Origin of the sequence: Oligella sp. HMSC05A10 (assembly GCF_001808335.1) — a bacterium.
Classification (GTDB): domain Bacteria; phylum Pseudomonadota; class Gammaproteobacteria; order Burkholderiales; family Burkholderiaceae_B; genus Oligella; species Oligella urethralis.
Window position 1 is genome coordinate 20,514 of the sequence record NZ_KV792847.1, and the last position, 17,833, is coordinate 38,346.

12 protein-coding genes are annotated in these 17,833 nt (G+C 48.6%); 10 read left to right on the forward strand and 2 right to left on the reverse strand.

Translation table 11 applies throughout. The features are described from left to right. The first annotated feature begins 116 nt into the window (after positions 1 to 116). The 4 genes from HMPREF3144_RS01115 to HMPREF3144_RS01130 all read left to right on the forward strand — a co-directional run bounded on the left by HMPREF3144_RS01115 (position 117) and on the right by HMPREF3144_RS01130 (position 7,895). Positions 117 to 4,367 carry an RHS repeat-associated core domain-containing protein gene (locus HMPREF3144_RS01115; protein ID WP_070475796.1) on the forward strand — a complete coding sequence of 1,417 codons (4,251 nt, stop codon included), beginning with the start codon at positions 117 to 119 and terminating at the stop codon, positions 4,365 to 4,367. A gap of 119 nt (positions 4,368 to 4,486) precedes the next feature. After that, the gene (gene argS, locus HMPREF3144_RS01120) at positions 4,487 to 6,172 is read left to right on the forward strand and encodes an arginine--tRNA ligase (RefSeq protein ID WP_026156706.1); all 1,686 of its coding nucleotides are present in this window, start codon (positions 4,487 to 4,489) and stop codon (positions 6,170 to 6,172) included. 24 nt (positions 6,173 to 6,196) lie between these two features. Then, on the forward strand, positions 6,197 to 7,186 hold the full coding sequence (locus HMPREF3144_RS01125; RefSeq protein WP_070475800.1) for an SPOR domain-containing protein: 990 nt from the start codon (positions 6,197 to 6,199) through the stop codon (positions 7,184 to 7,186). An 82-nt stretch (positions 7,187 to 7,268) separates the two neighbouring features. Next, positions 7,269 to 7,895, forward strand: coding sequence for a thiol:disulfide interchange protein DsbA/DsbL (locus HMPREF3144_RS01130; protein WP_018025341.1), 627 nt, complete (start codon positions 7,269 to 7,271; stop codon positions 7,893 to 7,895). A gap of 97 nt (positions 7,896 to 7,992) precedes the next feature. On the opposite strand, the gene HMPREF3144_RS01135 is transcribed toward HMPREF3144_RS01130, so the two are convergent. Next, positions 7,993 to 9,201, reverse strand: a complete 1,209-nt coding sequence (locus HMPREF3144_RS01135) for a trans-sulfuration enzyme family protein (RefSeq protein ID WP_070471060.1) — start codon at positions 9,199 to 9,201, stop codon at positions 7,993 to 7,995. Between the two features lie 128 nt (positions 9,202 to 9,329). On the opposite strand from HMPREF3144_RS01135, the gene HMPREF3144_RS01140 reads away from it, so the two are divergent. Further along, positions 9,330 to 9,929: a LysE family translocator gene (locus tag HMPREF3144_RS01140; RefSeq protein WP_083290344.1), complete on the forward strand. Its 600-nt coding sequence runs from the start codon at positions 9,330 to 9,332 to the stop codon at positions 9,927 to 9,929. Here the strand turns inward: HMPREF3144_RS01140 and HMPREF3144_RS01145 are convergent. Next, entirely contained in the window at positions 9,903 to 10,967 is a 1,065-nt protein-coding gene (locus HMPREF3144_RS01145) for an MBL fold metallo-hydrolase (protein ID WP_018025338.1), read from the reverse strand. The genes HMPREF3144_RS01140 and HMPREF3144_RS01145 overlap by 27 nt on opposite strands. A gap of 164 nt (positions 10,968 to 11,131) precedes the next feature. Between HMPREF3144_RS01145 and HMPREF3144_RS01150 the strand changes: the two genes are divergently transcribed. The 5 genes from HMPREF3144_RS01150 to HMPREF3144_RS01170 all read left to right on the forward strand — a co-directional run bounded on the left by HMPREF3144_RS01150 (position 11,132) and on the right by HMPREF3144_RS01170 (position 17,695). Next, entirely contained in the window at positions 11,132 to 11,515 is a 384-nt protein-coding gene (locus HMPREF3144_RS01150) for a MerR family transcriptional regulator (RefSeq protein WP_070471057.1), read from the forward strand. A 24-nt stretch (positions 11,516 to 11,539) separates the two neighbouring features. Continuing rightward, entirely contained in the window at positions 11,540 to 12,718 is a 1,179-nt protein-coding gene (locus tag HMPREF3144_RS01155; RefSeq protein WP_018025336.1) for an isovaleryl-CoA dehydrogenase, read from the forward strand. A gap of 25 nt (positions 12,719 to 12,743) precedes the next feature. Continuing rightward, a complete protein-coding gene (locus tag HMPREF3144_RS01160; RefSeq protein WP_070475803.1) occupies positions 12,744 to 13,928 on the forward strand; it encodes an acetyl-CoA C-acyltransferase in 1,185 nt (394 codons plus the stop codon). Between the two features lie 104 nt (positions 13,929 to 14,032). Next, positions 14,033 to 15,640, forward strand: coding sequence for a carboxyl transferase domain-containing protein (locus tag HMPREF3144_RS01165; protein ID WP_070471055.1), 1,608 nt, complete (start codon positions 14,033 to 14,035; stop codon positions 15,638 to 15,640). An 18-nt stretch (positions 15,641 to 15,658) separates the two neighbouring features. Then, positions 15,659 to 17,695, forward strand: coding sequence for an acetyl/propionyl/methylcrotonyl-CoA carboxylase subunit alpha (locus HMPREF3144_RS01170; RefSeq protein ID WP_070475806.1), 2,037 nt, complete (start codon positions 15,659 to 15,661; stop codon positions 17,693 to 17,695). Positions 17,696 to 17,833: the final 138 nt, after the last annotated feature.

Consider the following 17,833-nt stretch of genomic DNA (forward strand, 5'->3'; position numbering starts at 1 on the left):
ACTGCTCCTCGTTGAAAAAATCAAAAAAGCCATAGGACAAATTTAGCCTACTCTGCACTTATAAGTGTGACTTTCTATCACAATTAGTTATTTCCTTAATTGATTAGAGAATGGCTATGAAAACGCTTATTACTTCTGTTGTTGCCGTTTTAATCGCGTGCAGTGCTGCCACCCAGCTACCGCTAGCCCAAGCACAGAGTAGCAGCGCCACCTCCAGCGCCCCACCCTGCACGGCTCAAAGCGCTGGTAACCCATGCTACGGCACTGGTAGCAATGTCACGCTGGACAAATCCGCCGCTAATCCGGTTAATTTAAGCAATGGCAATAAATTCCAAGAGGAGAGAGACTATTTCGGCGCTGCCACCCATTCTGGCTTGGAGTTTTTCCGTTATTATAATTCCACCCAATTAACACCTTCTTTTATCGGTCAGGGCTGGCGTCACTCCTATGAGCGTCAATTATATCTACAAGGCAGGCGACCGCAAATCCTGCTAGATGACAGTACCCGCATTAGCTTTGAAGCCTTTGAGGGGGATGTTGCCCGATCACCTAATAATGAGTTCGGCAGCCTAACTAGAATCACTTCGGCTTCCATTATGGAGCGCCTAAACGCAGCGGGCAACATTCCCACGGAAGATAAAAAGCCACTCAGTGAGTATTTTTCAAATCAATTTCTGGCCTCGCTGCGGGGCGATTTATGGCTTTGGCAGTACCCCTCCGGTGCGATTGATATTTTTAATGGCCAGGGTCGTTTAATCGTCAGTCAAATGCCTGCCGCAGAGGCTGTGTTTATTGAGCGTGAGACCAGGGCCGGCCCTACGCAAGACGCAATTCTCTTCGTACAAAACCGCAGCCATCAAGGCATGAGCTTTGAGTATCAAACATGGGGTCAGCACGCTCGCATTTCCCATATTAAGACACCGAGTGGACGGATTGAGTTTGAGTACGATGTGCCTGTGGATAAAGAGGCCCCTCGACTACTGAGCGCTCTGCTGCCGGATGGCGCCCGCATCAACTATCAATACCAAGCCAACGCCACCGGCTTCGATGAGCAGCTTTCACCCTATTTATTAAGACGAGCTACGCATTTCCAGCAGGAACAATCCAAGCCCTATCGTGATATCTCATGGCGCTATAACTCACACCATCAGGCCGTTGAGGTGCACTTCCATCAGCATGAGGAGTTAAGTCATCCACTCAGCATGCGCTTTAACTATATCAAAGTCCCTCAGTTTAACGGCGACACCGGGCTCACAGAGGTCAGACAGTTTATACCCCAGCCTGATATCGATCAGCGCTCTGCCGATAGTGCTCTCCAGCCGGCAGCTGAGTCCACCACGGCTGGCACGCTGAGTCGTTTTCACAGCACCATGTTAGGGAGCCAATACCTTTTAACCAAGGCTGAGGGTGCACCATGCTTTAAATGCCCCGCCCCCGGTACGACTATTCAATACAATGAGGCCGGCTATATCACCGCCGTCAATCATATCAAGCTTAAGCGCCATGCCACAGATAATCACATCGAAAGCATTGAGGTAGCGCATCGTGGTTGGCCCGGCCTCAAGATTTTCTACGATAAAGACGCTAAGCCCTATGCATGGAGCAGTTTATATACGGGTAAGACCTTTTATGAAATCGATCCCGACACCTTGTACCCTAAGTACAAGAACTATGCGAATGGTACGCATTTTTTGATGAGAAAAACTCAGCACTACCAACGCAATGGCATTGCCATTAACTACGGTCGCTTGTTAGGCTCTATACATTTCGACACTCGCCGCAATTTTATCAATAAGCCCCTTGCTTCTAACTTTTCATTAGAGGGCGAGGGGGATCATAAATCACTCTCGATTAAAAAGTTCACACAACAGATTCAGCACCGCAACATACGCAAATGGAGCAGTCGCACTTCAAGTATGCTTGTCGATCTGTTTAATGTGCATCAACAAGACCGAATTGTTGAGCATTCCCTACCAGAACAAGGCACATTGTATTACCACTATGATAAAGCGCATGAACTCAGCGCCATTTACTGGCAAGCCGTGGATGCCGAGCCCCAACAAGCACCCAAATTACTCTATCAACGCTTAGGTACACATCAGCGCCAATACGGTAATCAACTGATCAGCCAGGCGCGTCCCAACCCCTCTTTTAGCAATAACAGCGTGCGCTTAGAGCTACTTAAAGCGGGTGAGTCTAGCCCCTATTGGCGAGAAATTCGCTATTACCGTGATAATGGCTTACTAGCTGCCGAGCATCATTTATCGGATGCGTTAAAGATCAATAAATATACCCAATTTGAATTTAATCAGCTTGGCCAACTAATGCGTTCGGACACACAACAAGAAACTTCACAAGGCCTTGAAAGCAAAACCAATTTTTATGCGTGGCAAGCCGGCGGGATGGCCTATGCTCGTCAACAACTACACACGCGCAAGGAGGGAGAGCAACAAAGCCAACAGCAGGCCTTATTTATAAAAAACATTAAACGAGATCGCGCTGGCTTTATACAGCAAATGGATGATCTACGGCTCATTTATGATGAGAGCAATTTACTTAAGGAGGTTCACAAGGGTCAAGACATACTAGCTAGCTATGAGTATGACGGCTTAAATCAGCGTATCCGCAAAACAACCCCACAAGGTGAAACCCAATACTACTATTTAAATCAGCAATTAGTCGCTGAAGCTTTTTTACCCGCGGCCAAGGCCGATAAAAAAATCTACAACTCGTGGGGAGATAAACCCTATCTTAGCCGGCGCTACATTTATGACGGACACTTGCCAGTCGCATTGATTGATTACAGCGATCCAAACAAAACACAAATCTACTATATCCATAGCGATGGTAGCGGGCAACCGTTTTTAGTCACGGATGAACATCAACAAACGGTTTGGCTTGCGGATAATGAAGCCTTTGGTAAAAGTCAGCCCATCATCGAAAAGATTGAATTTAATTTACGCCTACCGGGTCAATACTATGATGCAGAAACTGGCTTACATCAAAATATCTATAGAAATTATGATCCTGAGCTCGGTCACTACCTAGAGCCTGATCCTTTAGGCCCCGTTGCTACCAACGATGCCTATGGTTATGCCAATCAAAACCCACGTCAATGGATTGACCCCTTGGGCTTACTGATGTTTGTGTTTGACGGCACTACCAACACCCCAAGCTCACAAACTAATGCCTATAAACTTGGTCAACTCTATGATGACGGTCCGGTACACTACATTGAGGGGCTAGGCACAGAAGAGGCGAATCTCAAGGTGTATCAGTTTATGCATGCCTTCCTGGATGATATGGCCAAAACGCATACAGCAAACTATCACCCCAGCGTGAGATCATTCAAAGCGCGGCAACTGCTTGAGTGGAAAGTACCGCACCGAATACCTGGCACCACCAAGGATATGCTCTTAGGTTCAATGGCCCCTTATGTACTGAATATGCAATGGATGCGATTAGTTGATGCAATCGCCAGAATCGCTCAAAAAGGTCCCTTAATCGATAACTTTATTAATATTGATTTATCCGGTTTCTCAAGAGGCGCAGCCCTAGCCAGTATTTTTGCCAATAAAATTGCCGAATACACCAAAGATAGTTACTTTAATTACACGGCCAAATGGCGTCCTAGCGGACGGCAACAAGTACAAGCATGTCTCAATTTACGATTTGTAGGCTTATTTGATACAGTGCATCAATTTGGTGCCTTGGGCTTTTCCAATAGTAACTACAACTTTACTGTGTCCCCGGCCTGGCAACTTTATGCGCATGCAGTAGCAATGAATGAGCATAGAATGATATTTCCGCTGACCTCATTTCATAATGACAACGCTGACAATGTGATGGAGCAGGGTTTTTTAGGTGTGCACTCGGACATTGGAGGCGCGCTCTATGAAAGCGATCTCACTGCATTCGGCAATGACAAACCGGGTACCTATGGTGACCTATCCAATATCCCTTTAAACTGGGTTTACGATATGGCAAAAGAAAAGGCAAAAGTAAAACTAAAAGACTTAGACGCCCTTACTCAATGGCGCCTGGATACGATACAAAACCCACTTACCCATATGAGCGATACCTTCGAGTATTCGCTATCGCAAAGAAGATGGCGCATTGTTGATAGAGAAGTGATTTCTGATACTGGCGGCTTTTTAGGTCATCAACGCAGTCAACCACATATCGGCGGTCGGGTGAGATTGGAACACAACCAAGCACTTGAGTTTTTATTTGACCCCTTGCATGAGTATGCGATGATCTTTCCCGACAATGCGCGTATCATCGCCAAAGTCAAAGCGCGCCAATACCTGAGCTTTTTAGAGGAGGCCATAGGTTGGAAGTCTTCACTCAAAGTCATCGAGCCATAAGCGTTCAGGTAGCCCTTCATGCTATCATTACACATTGATTTTTATACGATAATTGTTTAACCCTTATTTATTGTTTGTAGCACTGCCTATTGTGGTCGGTGCTACAGGTAGAGATTTCTATGCTCCCAGAGCTTCAACACAAACTAAGTCATATCATCCGAGAAACGGTTAATCAACTGGTGCCAGACAATCAAGCGCAAATCAAGCTTGAGCGTCCTAAGCAAGCGGAGCACGGCGATATTGCCACTAATATTGCCATGCAATTAGCCAAATCAGCTAAGCGTAACCCGCGCGAATTAGCGCAAGCAATATGTGATGCCTTAATCGCTCACCCTGAAGCGCAAGCCATACTCGCCAGTGCAGAGATTGCTGGTCCAGGCTTTATCAACTTTAGACTTAAGCCAGAAACACTGTGGGCGGTGATTCCAACGATCCAAGCACAAAAGGAGCACTACGGCCATTCTCAAAACCAAGCCGGGCAAAAGGTGATGGTTGAGTTCGTTTCTGCTAACCCGACTGGCCCCTTACACGTTGGCCATGCACGTCAGGCAGCCTTGGGTGATTGTATTTGTCGCTTATTTACGGCCAATGGTGCCACGGTGCACCGTGAGTTCTACTATAACGACGCCGGCAACCAGATTAATGCGCTCGCCCTTAGCGTACAAGCCCGTGCCCGTGGTATTGAGCCGGAGGATGAACGCTATCCTGAGGACGGTTATCGCGGTGATTATATTGTCGATATTGCCAATGATTTTATCGCCAAAAAAACAGTAAGCGCCGACGCTAAGGAGGTGACAGCGGGTGGTGATGTAGACGATCTAGACGATATCCGCCGTTTTGCCGTGGCTTATTTGCGCCGTGAGCAAGATCTTGATTTACAAGCTTTTAATCTATTTTTTGATGAGTACTACCTAGAGAGTTCACTCTACACCGAGGGCAAGGTAGAGCAAACGGTCAAAACTCTCACGGAAAATGGCTTTGTCTATGAAAAAGACGGCGCCCTTTGGTTAAAAACCACCGAACTTGGCACTGGTGATGATAAAGATCGGGTAATGCGTAAATCTGATGGCTCTTACACCTACTTCCTACCGGATGTCGCCTATCACCGCAGTAAGTGGGAACGTGGTTACAAGCAAGCAATTAACGTTCAGGGTAGCGATCATCACGGCACCGTTGCCCGCGTGCGAGCAGGTTTACAAGGCTTAAAGTTGGATATTCCCAAGGACTACCCAGCCTATATTCTCCATAAGATGGTGCGCGTAATGCGTGGCGGCGAAGAGGTCAAAATCTCCAAACGTGCTGGTAGTTACGTGACCATGCGTGATCTTATTGATTGGGTGGGTCAGGATGCGGTGCGTTTCTTCCTGATCCAACGACGCGCCGATACGGAGTTTACCTTTGATATTGATCTGGCCCTATCCAAAAATGAGGAAAATCCTGTTTTCTACGTACAATACGCCCATGCTCGTATTTGTAAGCTCTTGCGTGATAGTGCGGAGCTAACACCTCATTTAGCAGAGGCTGATCTCAGTCACTTAACCGCCCCCAGTGAAATAACGCTCTTAAAGCGCTTGGCTGAACTACCTAATCTAGTCGAAATGGCCGCTCGTGAGTTAGCACCGCACCATCTCGTCTTCTGGTTAATTGATTGTGCCGCTGATTTTCACGCCTGGTATAATGCCGAACGGATCATGGTTGAGGATCAAGCACTCAAACTGGCTCGTTTAAGTTTAGCTGATGCCACACGTCAAGTAATTGCTAATGGCTTGGACTTACTCGGTGTCAGCGCCCCCGAGCAAATGTAGTTTAGGATTATCGTACGATTCATTATGGCAGCACCTCGTAAACGCACCGCAAGAAAAACCACGACTGCACGTAGCCGTGCCTCAACGACTTCGGGACGTAGTAGCACCTCCTTTATCGCCATGGGCATGATTGCGGGCTTGGCTGTTGCCATCTTGTTTTATGCGATTTTTATTCGTCAAGATGCGAATTTATCCAAGGGTAGCACGCCCAATTATGCCCATACGCCGAATCAACCGCATATATTGAATCCGCTACCGCCTAAACCGCGTGAGACTGAAGCAAATGTAGCCACCGACAGCAAGCCGAGTAGCCCTGCACCCGTGAGCGAGCCTAACACAACAACGCCTCGCCTCAGTACCACAAGCCCTACACCTAGCCCTGAGGTAGCGCCGACACCAGAACTCGCTACTAAGCGCACAGCTGAACCGGTCATCGCGCCTAGCAAGCCAGCACCTGAGCGCCCCGCTGTGACCACTGCCCCGGCACCTAAAGCGCCTAGCAAAGCGCCTACTGAGACTAAAGCGCCACAGCCACGGCTGACAGAAGACCCTATCGGCAACTTGATTGCACAACATGAGCGCCCTTCGAAGTCGGCTTCCCCTAGTGCGTCCAAAGCCGCTCCTAGCAAGTCCAAAGAAGACGCAGATCATCTTGGTGCGCTACTTAAAACCATGCCTGCAGAGAGCAGCACCAGCGCCCGTACTGTCACTGCCGCCGCAGCCACTAAGCCAGCGGCGAGCACGCCTGAGTCCAAACTTAGTTTAAACCCCGTGCCCACAGAGCAGCGTCCTTTTTACCTACAAACAGCAGCCTATGCCTCGGAAAATGAGGCCGATGCGGTGCGTGCGGAGTTGCTCTTATTAGGCCATAGCAGCGCTTCGGTGCATAAAGCCTTAGTCAATAATAAAACGGTTTATCGTGTGCGCATTGGCCCCTACACCACCAGTAGCGCCTTAAATCAAAGCCAAAAAGCACTACAAGCGACGAAGTTAAAACTTCATCCCGTGCAGTAAAGGAACTTTTAACGGCCCTAAGAGTCATTAGCTTTACTGAATAAAACCCGTGAATTAACATATCCTGAGGATTGAGTTAACGATGATCAAATTATCCAATACCCTTTTAGTCTCTGCCTTATTAAGCGCAAGCTTAGCAGCACCCGCCGCATTGGCTCAACAGGATCCCTCCTACGTGACTTTTTCAAAGCCTTTAGCAACGACGAGCGCTGAGCAAGCTGAGGTACTGGATTTTTTCTCTTATACCTGCAGCCATTGTGCGGCGATTGCACCGATGATGCAGGATTGGGAAAAAAATCTTGATGACAAAGCCGTGATGCTACATGTACCTGTGGCGTTTAATGCCGCCATGGAGCCCACGCAGAAGTTTTACTACGCCATTGAAGCCTTGGGACGCTTAGATCTACATTTACCGCTTTTTGACGCTATTCATAAGGAGCGTCAGCGTATTTTTACCGAAGAGGCCTTAATTGATTGGGCGGTTAAGCAAGGCATTGAAAAAGAGGCCATTAGCTCAGCCATGAGCTCTTTCAGTGTTGCTCATAAAGCACGTAATGCGCGCAAACTCACTGAGAGCTACGGTGTTCAGGGTACCCCCTCCATTGGTATTGATGGTCGCTATTTAACCTCCCCTTCCATGACCGGCACCTATGAAAGTAGTATCCAAAAAGCGCAAGAACTACTTGCTAAGGTACTGGCAGAGAAGTAATTACTATCCCTTTCTTCCTCAATCCACACGCTTAAAGGGCTCCATCCTATGACGACGATAGCCCTTTAAGCTTCAATACATTCCGCTCCGAGCAAAACTAAGCGCCAAAGGCCTTGTCATAAGCCTGCTGTAGATCAGCAATCAAATCTTCCACCGCCTCTAAGCCCACATGCAATCGAATCAACTGATGCTCCCCCGTGTGCAACGCCTCGGTGGCATAGGAATGATGTGCGATGCCTTGAGGACGCACCCATTGCACCAAGCTCTCAAAGCCGCCCCATGAGTAACCAATATAGAAGATCGCTAATGCATCCACAAAGGCTCGCGCCTGCTCACGACTCCCTTTAAACGCTACCGACAATAAACCATTAGAACCCTTGCAGTCGCGTTGCCATAGCGCATGATGCTTATCAGCCGGATAGGCGGGGTGATAAATTGCGACGGTCGCATCCAATGAGCTTAAAAACTCGCACACCTTAAGTGCATTGGCGGCATGCTGCTGCATACGAATGGGCATGGTACGCACGCCACGAATAGCTAACCACGCATCATCGGCACTAATGGAGTAACCCAAGGCATATTGGTTGCGATCAATGCGTGCGCCAAGCTCGGCACCTTTAACCACCACTGCGCCTAGCATTAAATCTGAATGACCGCCGATGTATTTGGTACCGGCAATAATAGAAATATCTGCGCCCAATTCCAAAGGCGTATAAATCAAGCCGCTACCCCAGGTATTGTCTACCACAAAGATCAGCTTATGCTTTTTAGCAATCTCAGATAAAGCACGAAAATCCAACATTTCCAATAATAATGAGCCAGGGGATTCGGCGTATAAAACCTTGGTATCGGGCGTAATGGCCGCCTCTAAAGCCGCATAATCATGACCGCCTACATAGGTGCTGCGGATACCCATGCGCTGCAGAATCGTCTCGTCTAGCGAACGCACTGGACCATAGACATTATCCGTACACACCATATGATCGCCTTGACTAAGCAAGGACAACAAGGTCATGCTAATCGCCCCCACACCGGAGGAAGCCAAAAAGCAACGATCGCCATTTTCCAACGCAAGGAAAATCTGCTCTAATTCGGCATGCGTCTGCAAACCCATGCGACCGTAGCTCATCGCTCGCTCACCTTGCGCTCTTAAAGACTCCGTCCGCTCTAGCTGTTCCAAGCTGTGGAAGCGCACCGTGCTGGTACGTATCGACGGCGTCGCCACAGCGGCAACCGGGTGCTCGGCATCACAAGGCAGGGTACCCAGATGCTGCAAACGAGTGACTAAATGATGAGACTTTTTCATGGGTAGATACTCCAATATTTAAAAACTGAGGCTTAAGAAACGATATCATTGATTTTATTCTATACTTTTGAGGCCTTGTAACCAATCTGCCTTGTGTGATGACCCTAAGCTCCGCCCTTTCGTTTTTTATGGCTGCTGCTTTATTAGCACTTTTGCCTGGACCGGATAATCTCTATGTGATGGCGCAATCCATGCGTCAGGGTTGGCGTATTGGCTTTATGTTGATTCTAGGCTTATGCTCGGGCTTAGTCGTGCATACCGGAATTGTGGCGGTGGGCGCAAGCGAGTTGATTTATCGCTATCACCTGGTGTATCAAGCGATTAATGTCTTCGGTGCCTGCTATTTAGTGTATTTGGCCTATTTACTTTTTAATGCCGGTGTTGTGACTCAGACGCCAGCCGGTGGCGATATGCTAAGACCGCGACAAGCCTATTGGCGTGGCGTATTGATGAACCTCAGCAATCCCAAAGTGATTCTCTTTTTTCTATCCTTTACCCAGCCCTTTATTCAGGTGGAAAATGGCCAGCTCGGCCGCCAGTATGCGCAGCTCGCCATATTAATGATTTTGGCGACACTGCTGGTCTTTGGGGCAATCAGCCTGTTTGCCGATCGCTTAGGCCCCTGGTTAAAGCAATCGGCGCGCGCTCAAATTATTTTTAATCGCATAAGTGCCAGCGTCCTCTTTGTGCTGGCGGGCTACTTACTCATCAATCTTTTGATAACGTAGCACGCCCAAGTCATCGGCGGCACGACTTAATTTACCCTCATAGTACAAGGCTTGTAAATGCGCTAAGGCTTCACCCATCGCAAAGGTCAATTGATGCAGATCCAATGGGCGCTTGAACATTTTTGGCACCACCTCAGCCGCACAGGTAGGCTCTACACAAAGATCCAATACCTCCCGTAAGCGATCCTCGTGGTGGGCTAATTGCTGGGTGACACGCTCCTTAATCCCTTTAAACGGTCTGCCATGCGAAGGTAGTACCAAGGTATCATCTGGTAAGTCTAAAAACTTCACCACGGAATTCAAGTACAACGGCAAAGGATTGGCCTCTGGCTCAAAATCAAACACACTGACATTGGTTGAAATGCGTGGCAGCAACATATCCCCTGAAATCAGCACCGCTAAATCCGGGCAATATAAGCTAATATGTTCTGGCGCATGACCATAGCCGCTAATTAGCGTCCAAGCATGCCCACCGATATCAATCACCCGTTCATCAATTAAACGATTAAAGCTGCTTGGGGGCGGATAGACTAAGCCGGGATAGTAATTGGCGCGCTCCAAAATCTTTTGCTGCGAGTCCTTATCCAATAAGCCATGCCGCGCAAAATGCGCCACTGCACCCTGCCCACCGGTACCGGCACCCTTGGTGTCCATGGTCCAGCAACGGGCCACAAAATAATCCGTCATACTCATCCACAAAGACACATTCCAGCGACTACAGTGCCAGCCCGCCAAACCCACATGGTCCGGATGCATATGAGTCACCATCACGCGCACAATGGGCAAACCGTCCAACTCATTAGCAAAGATTTGTTCCCACACCTCACGCACAACGGGTTTATTAATCCCGCAATCCACCATGGTCCAGCCCTTTTGACCCTCATACTCGTCAGCGATTAACCAACAATTAATATGATCAAGCGCAAATGGCAGGGGTAAACGAATCCACTTCACCCCCGCGGCCACTTCGATTGCATAGCCTTCTGCTGGCAAGTCCTCAGCAAAGGGATAGCTTAATTTCTTTTCATTTTCATTCATTCATTGTCTCCTCTTCGACGGTTTGACACATCAAAGCGTCGCATAATTTGTAGTCAAGGCGTAAAAAACTTCGACTATCATACCCTTAATGATTGACAAGCGATAGATCTTAAATCATAATCACGTTTACGTAAACGTAAACTTAATTTTTAGATTTGATTGCTATGACACAAGAGCTTTGGTCTATTTCCGAATTGGCCGAAATATATCAGGTCACACCACGCACGCTTCGTTACTACGAGGACCAAGGGATTATTAGCCCCCAGCGTGATGGTCAAAAGCGGATTTACAATCATCGCGATCGGACCCGCCTTAAATTGGCCCTACGCGGCAAGCGCTTGGGTTTTTCACTGGCGGAAATTCGCAATTTAATCGATATGTACGATGGCCCTAATAGTCATCCAGGCCAATTACAATCGTATTTATCCCATTTAAAAAAGCAAAAAGAACTGCTAATCCAGCAGCAAAAAGATATTCAGGAAGTGCTTGAAGAAATCGATCGTCAAGAGCAAATATGCTTTGATTTATTAGCCAAGCAGAGCAAATAACTTTATTAGCCACAAGGAGAGGAAATGAATATTCCAGGCATTAATTTTAATTTAGGTGAAGACTTAGACATGTTGCGCGATGCAGTGCGTGACTTTGCTCAAACTGAAATTGCCCCACGCGCGCAAGAAATTGACCATAGCGATCAGTTCCCGATGGATTTATGGGAAAAGTTTGGTGAACTAGGTCTATTAGGTTTAACCGTAAGCGAGGAGTATGGCGGTACCGCAATGGGTTACTTAGCACATATGATCGCCATGGAGGAGATCTCGCGCGCTTCCGCTTCAGTTGCCCTCTCTTACGGCGCCCACTCCAACCTCTGCGTGAATCAGCTATTCCGCAATGGTAATGATGAGCAAAAGGCCAAGTACTTACCGAAGTTAATCAGTGGTGAGCATATCGGTGCCCTGGCAATGAGTGAGCCAGGTGCCGGTTCCGACGTTGTTAGCATGAAATTACGGGCTGAGAAAAAAGGCGATCGTTATGTATTAAACGGCAGCAAGATGTGGATCACTAACGGTCCCGATGCCGATACCCTTGTAGTCTACGCCAAAACCGAGCCGGATGCCGGCCCTAAAGGTATTACTGCCTTTATCATTGAAAAGGATTTCCCGGGCTTTTCGATTGCACAAAAGCTTGATAAATTAGGTATGCGCGGTTCGCACACAGGTGAGTTAGTGTTCCAAGACTGTGAAGTACCAGAAGAAAATATTCTCGGCCAGTTAAATGGTGGTGTGAAGGTCTTAATGAGCGGCTTAGACTATGAGCGTGCTGTGCTATCCGGCGGTCCACTTGGGATTATGCAAAGCGTGATGGATATGGTGGTACCGTATATTCACGATCGTAAGCAATTTGGTCAGTCCATCGGTGAGTTCCAATTAATCCAAGGCAAGATAGCCGATATGTATGCCGGTATACAAGCCAGCCGTGCTTATGCCTATGCGGTCGGTAAGCAGTTAGACAGCTTAGGCGAGGGTCATGCTCGTCACGTGCGCAAAGACTGCGCTGCCTTAATTCTTTATGTGGCGGAAATGGCAACCAAAATGGCCGGTGACGGTATTCAGATTCTCGGTGGTAATGGTTACATCAATGAGTACCCTGCCGGTCGTTTATGGCGTGATGCCAAGCTTTATGAAATTGGTGCCGGCACCAGCGAAATCCGTCGCATGCTCATCGGTCGCGAACTATTTAATGAAACTGCTTAATATATAAAGCTTTTAGGAGTTTTTTATGTCTGATCCTATTGTTATTGTTTCCGTTGCCCGTACACCCATGGGCGGTATGATGGGCGCTTTATCCAGTGCCACTGCTTATGAATTAGGTGCTACGGCGATTAAAGCTGCAGTCGAGCGCGCCGGTATTGATCCTAATTTGGTCGATCAAGTATTGATGGGTAATGTCCTACAAGCGGGTCAGGGTCAAGCCCCTGCTCGTCAAGCCGCGCTTGGCGCCGGTTTAGCTAAATCGGCAGCTGCCACCACCGTACATAAGGTCTGCGGCTCCGGTCTCAAAACCGTGATGTTAGCCACCGATATGCTCAAGGCGGAAAGCGCTGAGGTGGTGGTTGCCGGCGGCCAAGAAAGCATGTCTAATGCCCCTTATTTGCTACTAAAAGGCCGTTCCGGCTATCGCTATGGTCATTCCACCGTGTACGACCATATGGCCTTAGACGGCCTTGAGGATGCCTATCAGCGTGGTCAAGCCATGGGTATTTTTGCCGAGCAAATGGTTGAGAAGTACCAATTTACGCGTGAGGATCAGGATAACTACGCCATTGAATCCCTTAACCGCGCCCTCAAAGCCATTGAAGACGGTAGCTTCGAGTGGGAAATCACCCCCGTGACTATCAGCTCTCGACGCGGAGATGTGGTGGTTGATACCGACGAACAGCCGGGTAACGCCAAGCCAGATCGTATTCCTAGCTTACGTCCCGCATTCAAAAAGGACGGTACAGTCACCGCGGCAAATGCCTCATCCATCTCTGACGGTGCTGCTGCACTCGTGATGATGCGTGCTTCCACCGCTGACAAGCTCGGTGTTAAGCCACTCGCCCGTGTGGTAACCCATGCTGAGCATGCCCATGAGCCTGAATGGTTTACTACCGCCCCCGTTGGCGCCATGCAAAAATGCTTGGATAAAGCGGGTTGGACCAAAGACGAGGTGGATCTCTATGAGATTAATGAAGCCTTTGCTTGCGTAACCATGGGTGCCATCAAAGATCTAGAGCTAGACCACGCCAAAGTCAACATTCACGGCGGTGCGACGGCCTTAGGTCACCCTATCGGTGCCTCCGGCGCTCGTATCTTGGTGACCCTAATTGCCGCCTTACGCAAAACCGGCGGTAAAAAGGGTATGGCCAGCCTTTGTATCGGCGGTGGTGAGGCCGTAGCCCTAGCGGTTGAGATGGTCGACTAATGGCTTAATCAAAGGCCTACAGCAATCTATCACAAAGCTTGCTTATCGCACTCACTATAAGCAAGCTTTTTTAAATAGGCACAACTAAGTTTTGGAGGAGCGACATGCCTATTATCAAGAGTCAAATTAATATTCGTAGCCAATCCTTTCAGGAAAATGCCCAAGCGATGCAGGCGCAGATCGATGATCTGAATGAGAAACTAGCGACTGCGTATAAAGGCGGTAGCGAGAGTTCTCGCCAAAAGCACCTGGCGCGCGGTAAATTGCTGCCGCGTGACCGCGTTGAAAAACTACTTGATCCGGGCAGTCCTTTTTTAGAGCTTTCACCACTCGCCGCATTAAATATGTACGACAATGACGCACCAGCGGCTGGTCTGATTACTGGTATTGGTCGTATTAGTGGTGTGGAGTGCTTAATTGTTTGTAATGACCCAACGGTCAAGGGTGGTACTTACTACCCGATGACGGTAAAAAAGCATATCCGCGCGCAGGAAATTGCCGAGCAAAATAACCTACCTTGTGTGTATTTAGTCGACTCCGGCGGTGCTTTCTTACCTAAGCAGGATGAGGTATTCCCAGATCGCGATCACTTCGGTCGTATTTTCTATAATCAGGCGGTGATGTCCTCTAAAGGCATTCCCCAGATTGCCGCCGTACTAGGCTCTTGTACAGCGGGTGGTGCCTATGTGCCAGCGATGTCAGACGAATCCATTATTGTTAATAACCAAGGCACGATCTTCCTTGGTGGCCCACCCTTAGTTAAAGCAGCCACGGGTGAAGAGGTGACCGCTGAGGACCTAGGTGGCGGTGATGTGCATACACGTCTTTCGGGTGTCGCTGACCATTTAGCTCAAAATGACAGTCATGCCTTGCAATTAGTACGTCAAGCCGTATCACGCTTAAATCGCAAAAAAACTAACCCGCTGCTAACCGTGGAGCCGCGTGCCCCTTTATACGATAGTGAGGAATTAAACGGTATTATCCCGAGCGATACGCGCAAGCCCTTTGATGTACGTGAAGTGATTGCTCGGATTGTGGACGGTTCAGAATTCGATGAATTCAAAGCGCGCTTCGGTCCGACCTTAGTATGTGGCTTTGCACATATTGAAGGCATGCCAGTCGGTATTATTGCCAATAACGGTATTTTATTTTCCGAGTCTGCGCAAAAAGGGACGCACTTTATCGAGTTATGCTGCCAGCGCAACATACCATTAGTCTTCTTACAAAACATCACTGGCTTTATGGTCGGTCGTAAGTATGAAAATGAAGGGATCGCCCGTCACGGTGCCAAAATGGTAACTGCCGTCTCAACGGCTAAAGTACCTAAATTTACCGTCCTCATTGGCGGTTCATTCGGCGCCGGTAACTACGGTATGTGTGGTCGCGCCTTTAGTCCACGCTTTTTATTTATGTGGCCTAATGCCCGCATTTCCGTAATGGGTGGCGAGCAGGCTGCCAGTGTGTTAGCCACGGTTAAGCGTGACGGTATTGAGCAAAAAGGCGAGACCTGGTCAGCGGAAGAGGAAGCTGCGTTTAAAGCACCGATCCGTGATAAATACGAGCATGAGGGTCACCCTTATTACGCCACAGCGCGTCTGTGGGATGACGGCATCATTAAGCCGGCGGATACCCGTCGCGTATTAGCCCTAGCTTTATCGGCTGCCCTCAATGCCCCTATTGAAGATACGAAATTCGGTATCTTCCGTATCTAATCACAGCGGAGTTGCTTTATGTTTAAAAAGATTTTAATTGCTAACCGCGGTGAAATTGCTTGCCGCGTTGCCCGTACCGCTCGAGCAATGGGGATTGCTACGGTTGCGGTTTATTCAGATGCCGATCGTCATGCGGCCCATGTACAAGCGTGTGATGAGGCTGTGTATATCGGCGGTTCAGAGCCTGCTAACAGCTATTTACGTATTGATGCCATTATTGAGGCCGCCAAACAAACAGGCGCTGAAGCCATTCACCCAGGTTATGGCTTCTTAGCAGAAAACGGTCACTTTGTAGAAGCATGTAATCAAGCCGGCATTAAGTTTATCGGCCCCTCTGCCGCAGCTATGGAAGCCATGGGCTCCAAGTCTGCCGCCAAGGCCTTAATGGAAAAAGCCGGCGTGCCTTTAGTGCCCGGTTATCACGGTGACAATCAGGATCCGGCCTTTTTACACGCCCAAGCCGATGCCATTAGCTACCCCGTATTGATTAAAGCCAGTGCTGGCGGTGGCGGCAAGGGGATGCGCATTGTTAACAGTAGCGATGAGTTTATCAGCATGTTGGAATCATGTCAGCGTGAAGCGCGTAGCAGCTTTAGCAATGACCATGTGTTGATTGAACGCTATGTCAATAAACCGCGTCATATTGAGATTCAAATCTTTGGTGATGAACATGGTAATTACGTGTATTTATTTGAGCGTGATTGCTCGGTACAACGCCGTCACCAGAAAGTGATCGAGGAAGCGCCTGCGCCAGGCATGACGGAGGAACGTCGTCGCGCCATGGGTGAAGCAGCGGTTAATGCTGCACGTGCCGTTAACTATGTGGGTGCGGGTACGGTTGAGTTCATTGCCGAACAAGACGGCACCTTCTACTTTATGGAAATGAATACCCGTCTCCAGGTAGAGCATCCGGTGACTGAAATGATTACCGGCTACGACCTAGTCGAATGGCAGCTACGCATCGCCAATAATGAAGCAATTCCAGTGCAGCAAGCGGATCTGGCGATTCAGGGGCATGCCATTGAAGTACGTATTTATGCGGAAAATCCGGATAATGACTTCCTGCCTTCCATCGGTCAATTAAACCATTTAAGTTTCCCGCCACATCAAAGCTTTGTGAATGCACCGGTACGAGTAGATAGCGGTATTCGTGAGGGCGATAGCATCAGTCCTTTCTACGATCCGATGATTGCCAAGCTCATTGTGTGGGGTGACGATCGCGAGCAAGCCATTGCACGTATGCGTCAAGCCTTATTAGCAACGCATATTATCGGTCTGCACACCAACGTTGACTTTTTGTATCGTTTGATGTGCAATGATGCCTTTGTGAATGCCGACTTAGATACCGGCTTAATTGAGAAAAATCAGGCCTCGCTCTTCCCACCGGCGCGTCCAACCTCAAGCAAAGCCTTGGCCACCGCCGCCGTGGCGTATTTAGCGAAACACGGACTCAAACATAGCCGTGCAGCTAAAAATACCGCCACTCGCTATGTGGATCCATGGGCAGCCGCCGATTACTGGCGTGTACGTCAGGGTGACGGCACCAGCATCACCATTAATGACGGCCATCAGGACTACGTCCTACAGCTGCAACAAACGGCCAAAGATCAGTGGACACTGATGATTGACGGCACTGCGCAGCGCCTAGAATGGGAAGCGAGCACCTTAGACAGTGCGACTCAGTTTGATATTAAATTAGGTTTAGATGGTGTGCTCAGTCAAGCGAAAGCAGTCTTTGATGGTGAGGATCTCTATCTCTACGCACAAGAGGGTCAACTGCGTTTACAGCTACCGGATAGCTTAGCGCATGCCGCTGATGGCGCAGAAGTAGGTGGTGGCGGTCTGACAGCCCCGATGCCTGGTAAAGTCATTAACATCCTAGTTAAGGTTGGTGATGAGGTTAAAGCAGGTGACGTACTGCTCGTGATGGAAGCAATGAAAATGGAGCATTCCATTACTGCAGATGAGGCCGGTGTGGTTGAAGAGCTGTTCTTTGACGTCGGCGAACAAGTCACCGAAGGCGCCGAGCTGATTAAGCTAAGCACTGCGGACTAAGTCCACTCAGTCCATTAAGTCCATTTAAGGGGCTTTATCAAGCAAGAGGCCGATACCTTAAGGTATCGGCCTCTTGTTTTAGGCTCACAACGTGGCGCCTATAACGTAAGCGTCCGGTGAACACATGTATTCATTCCT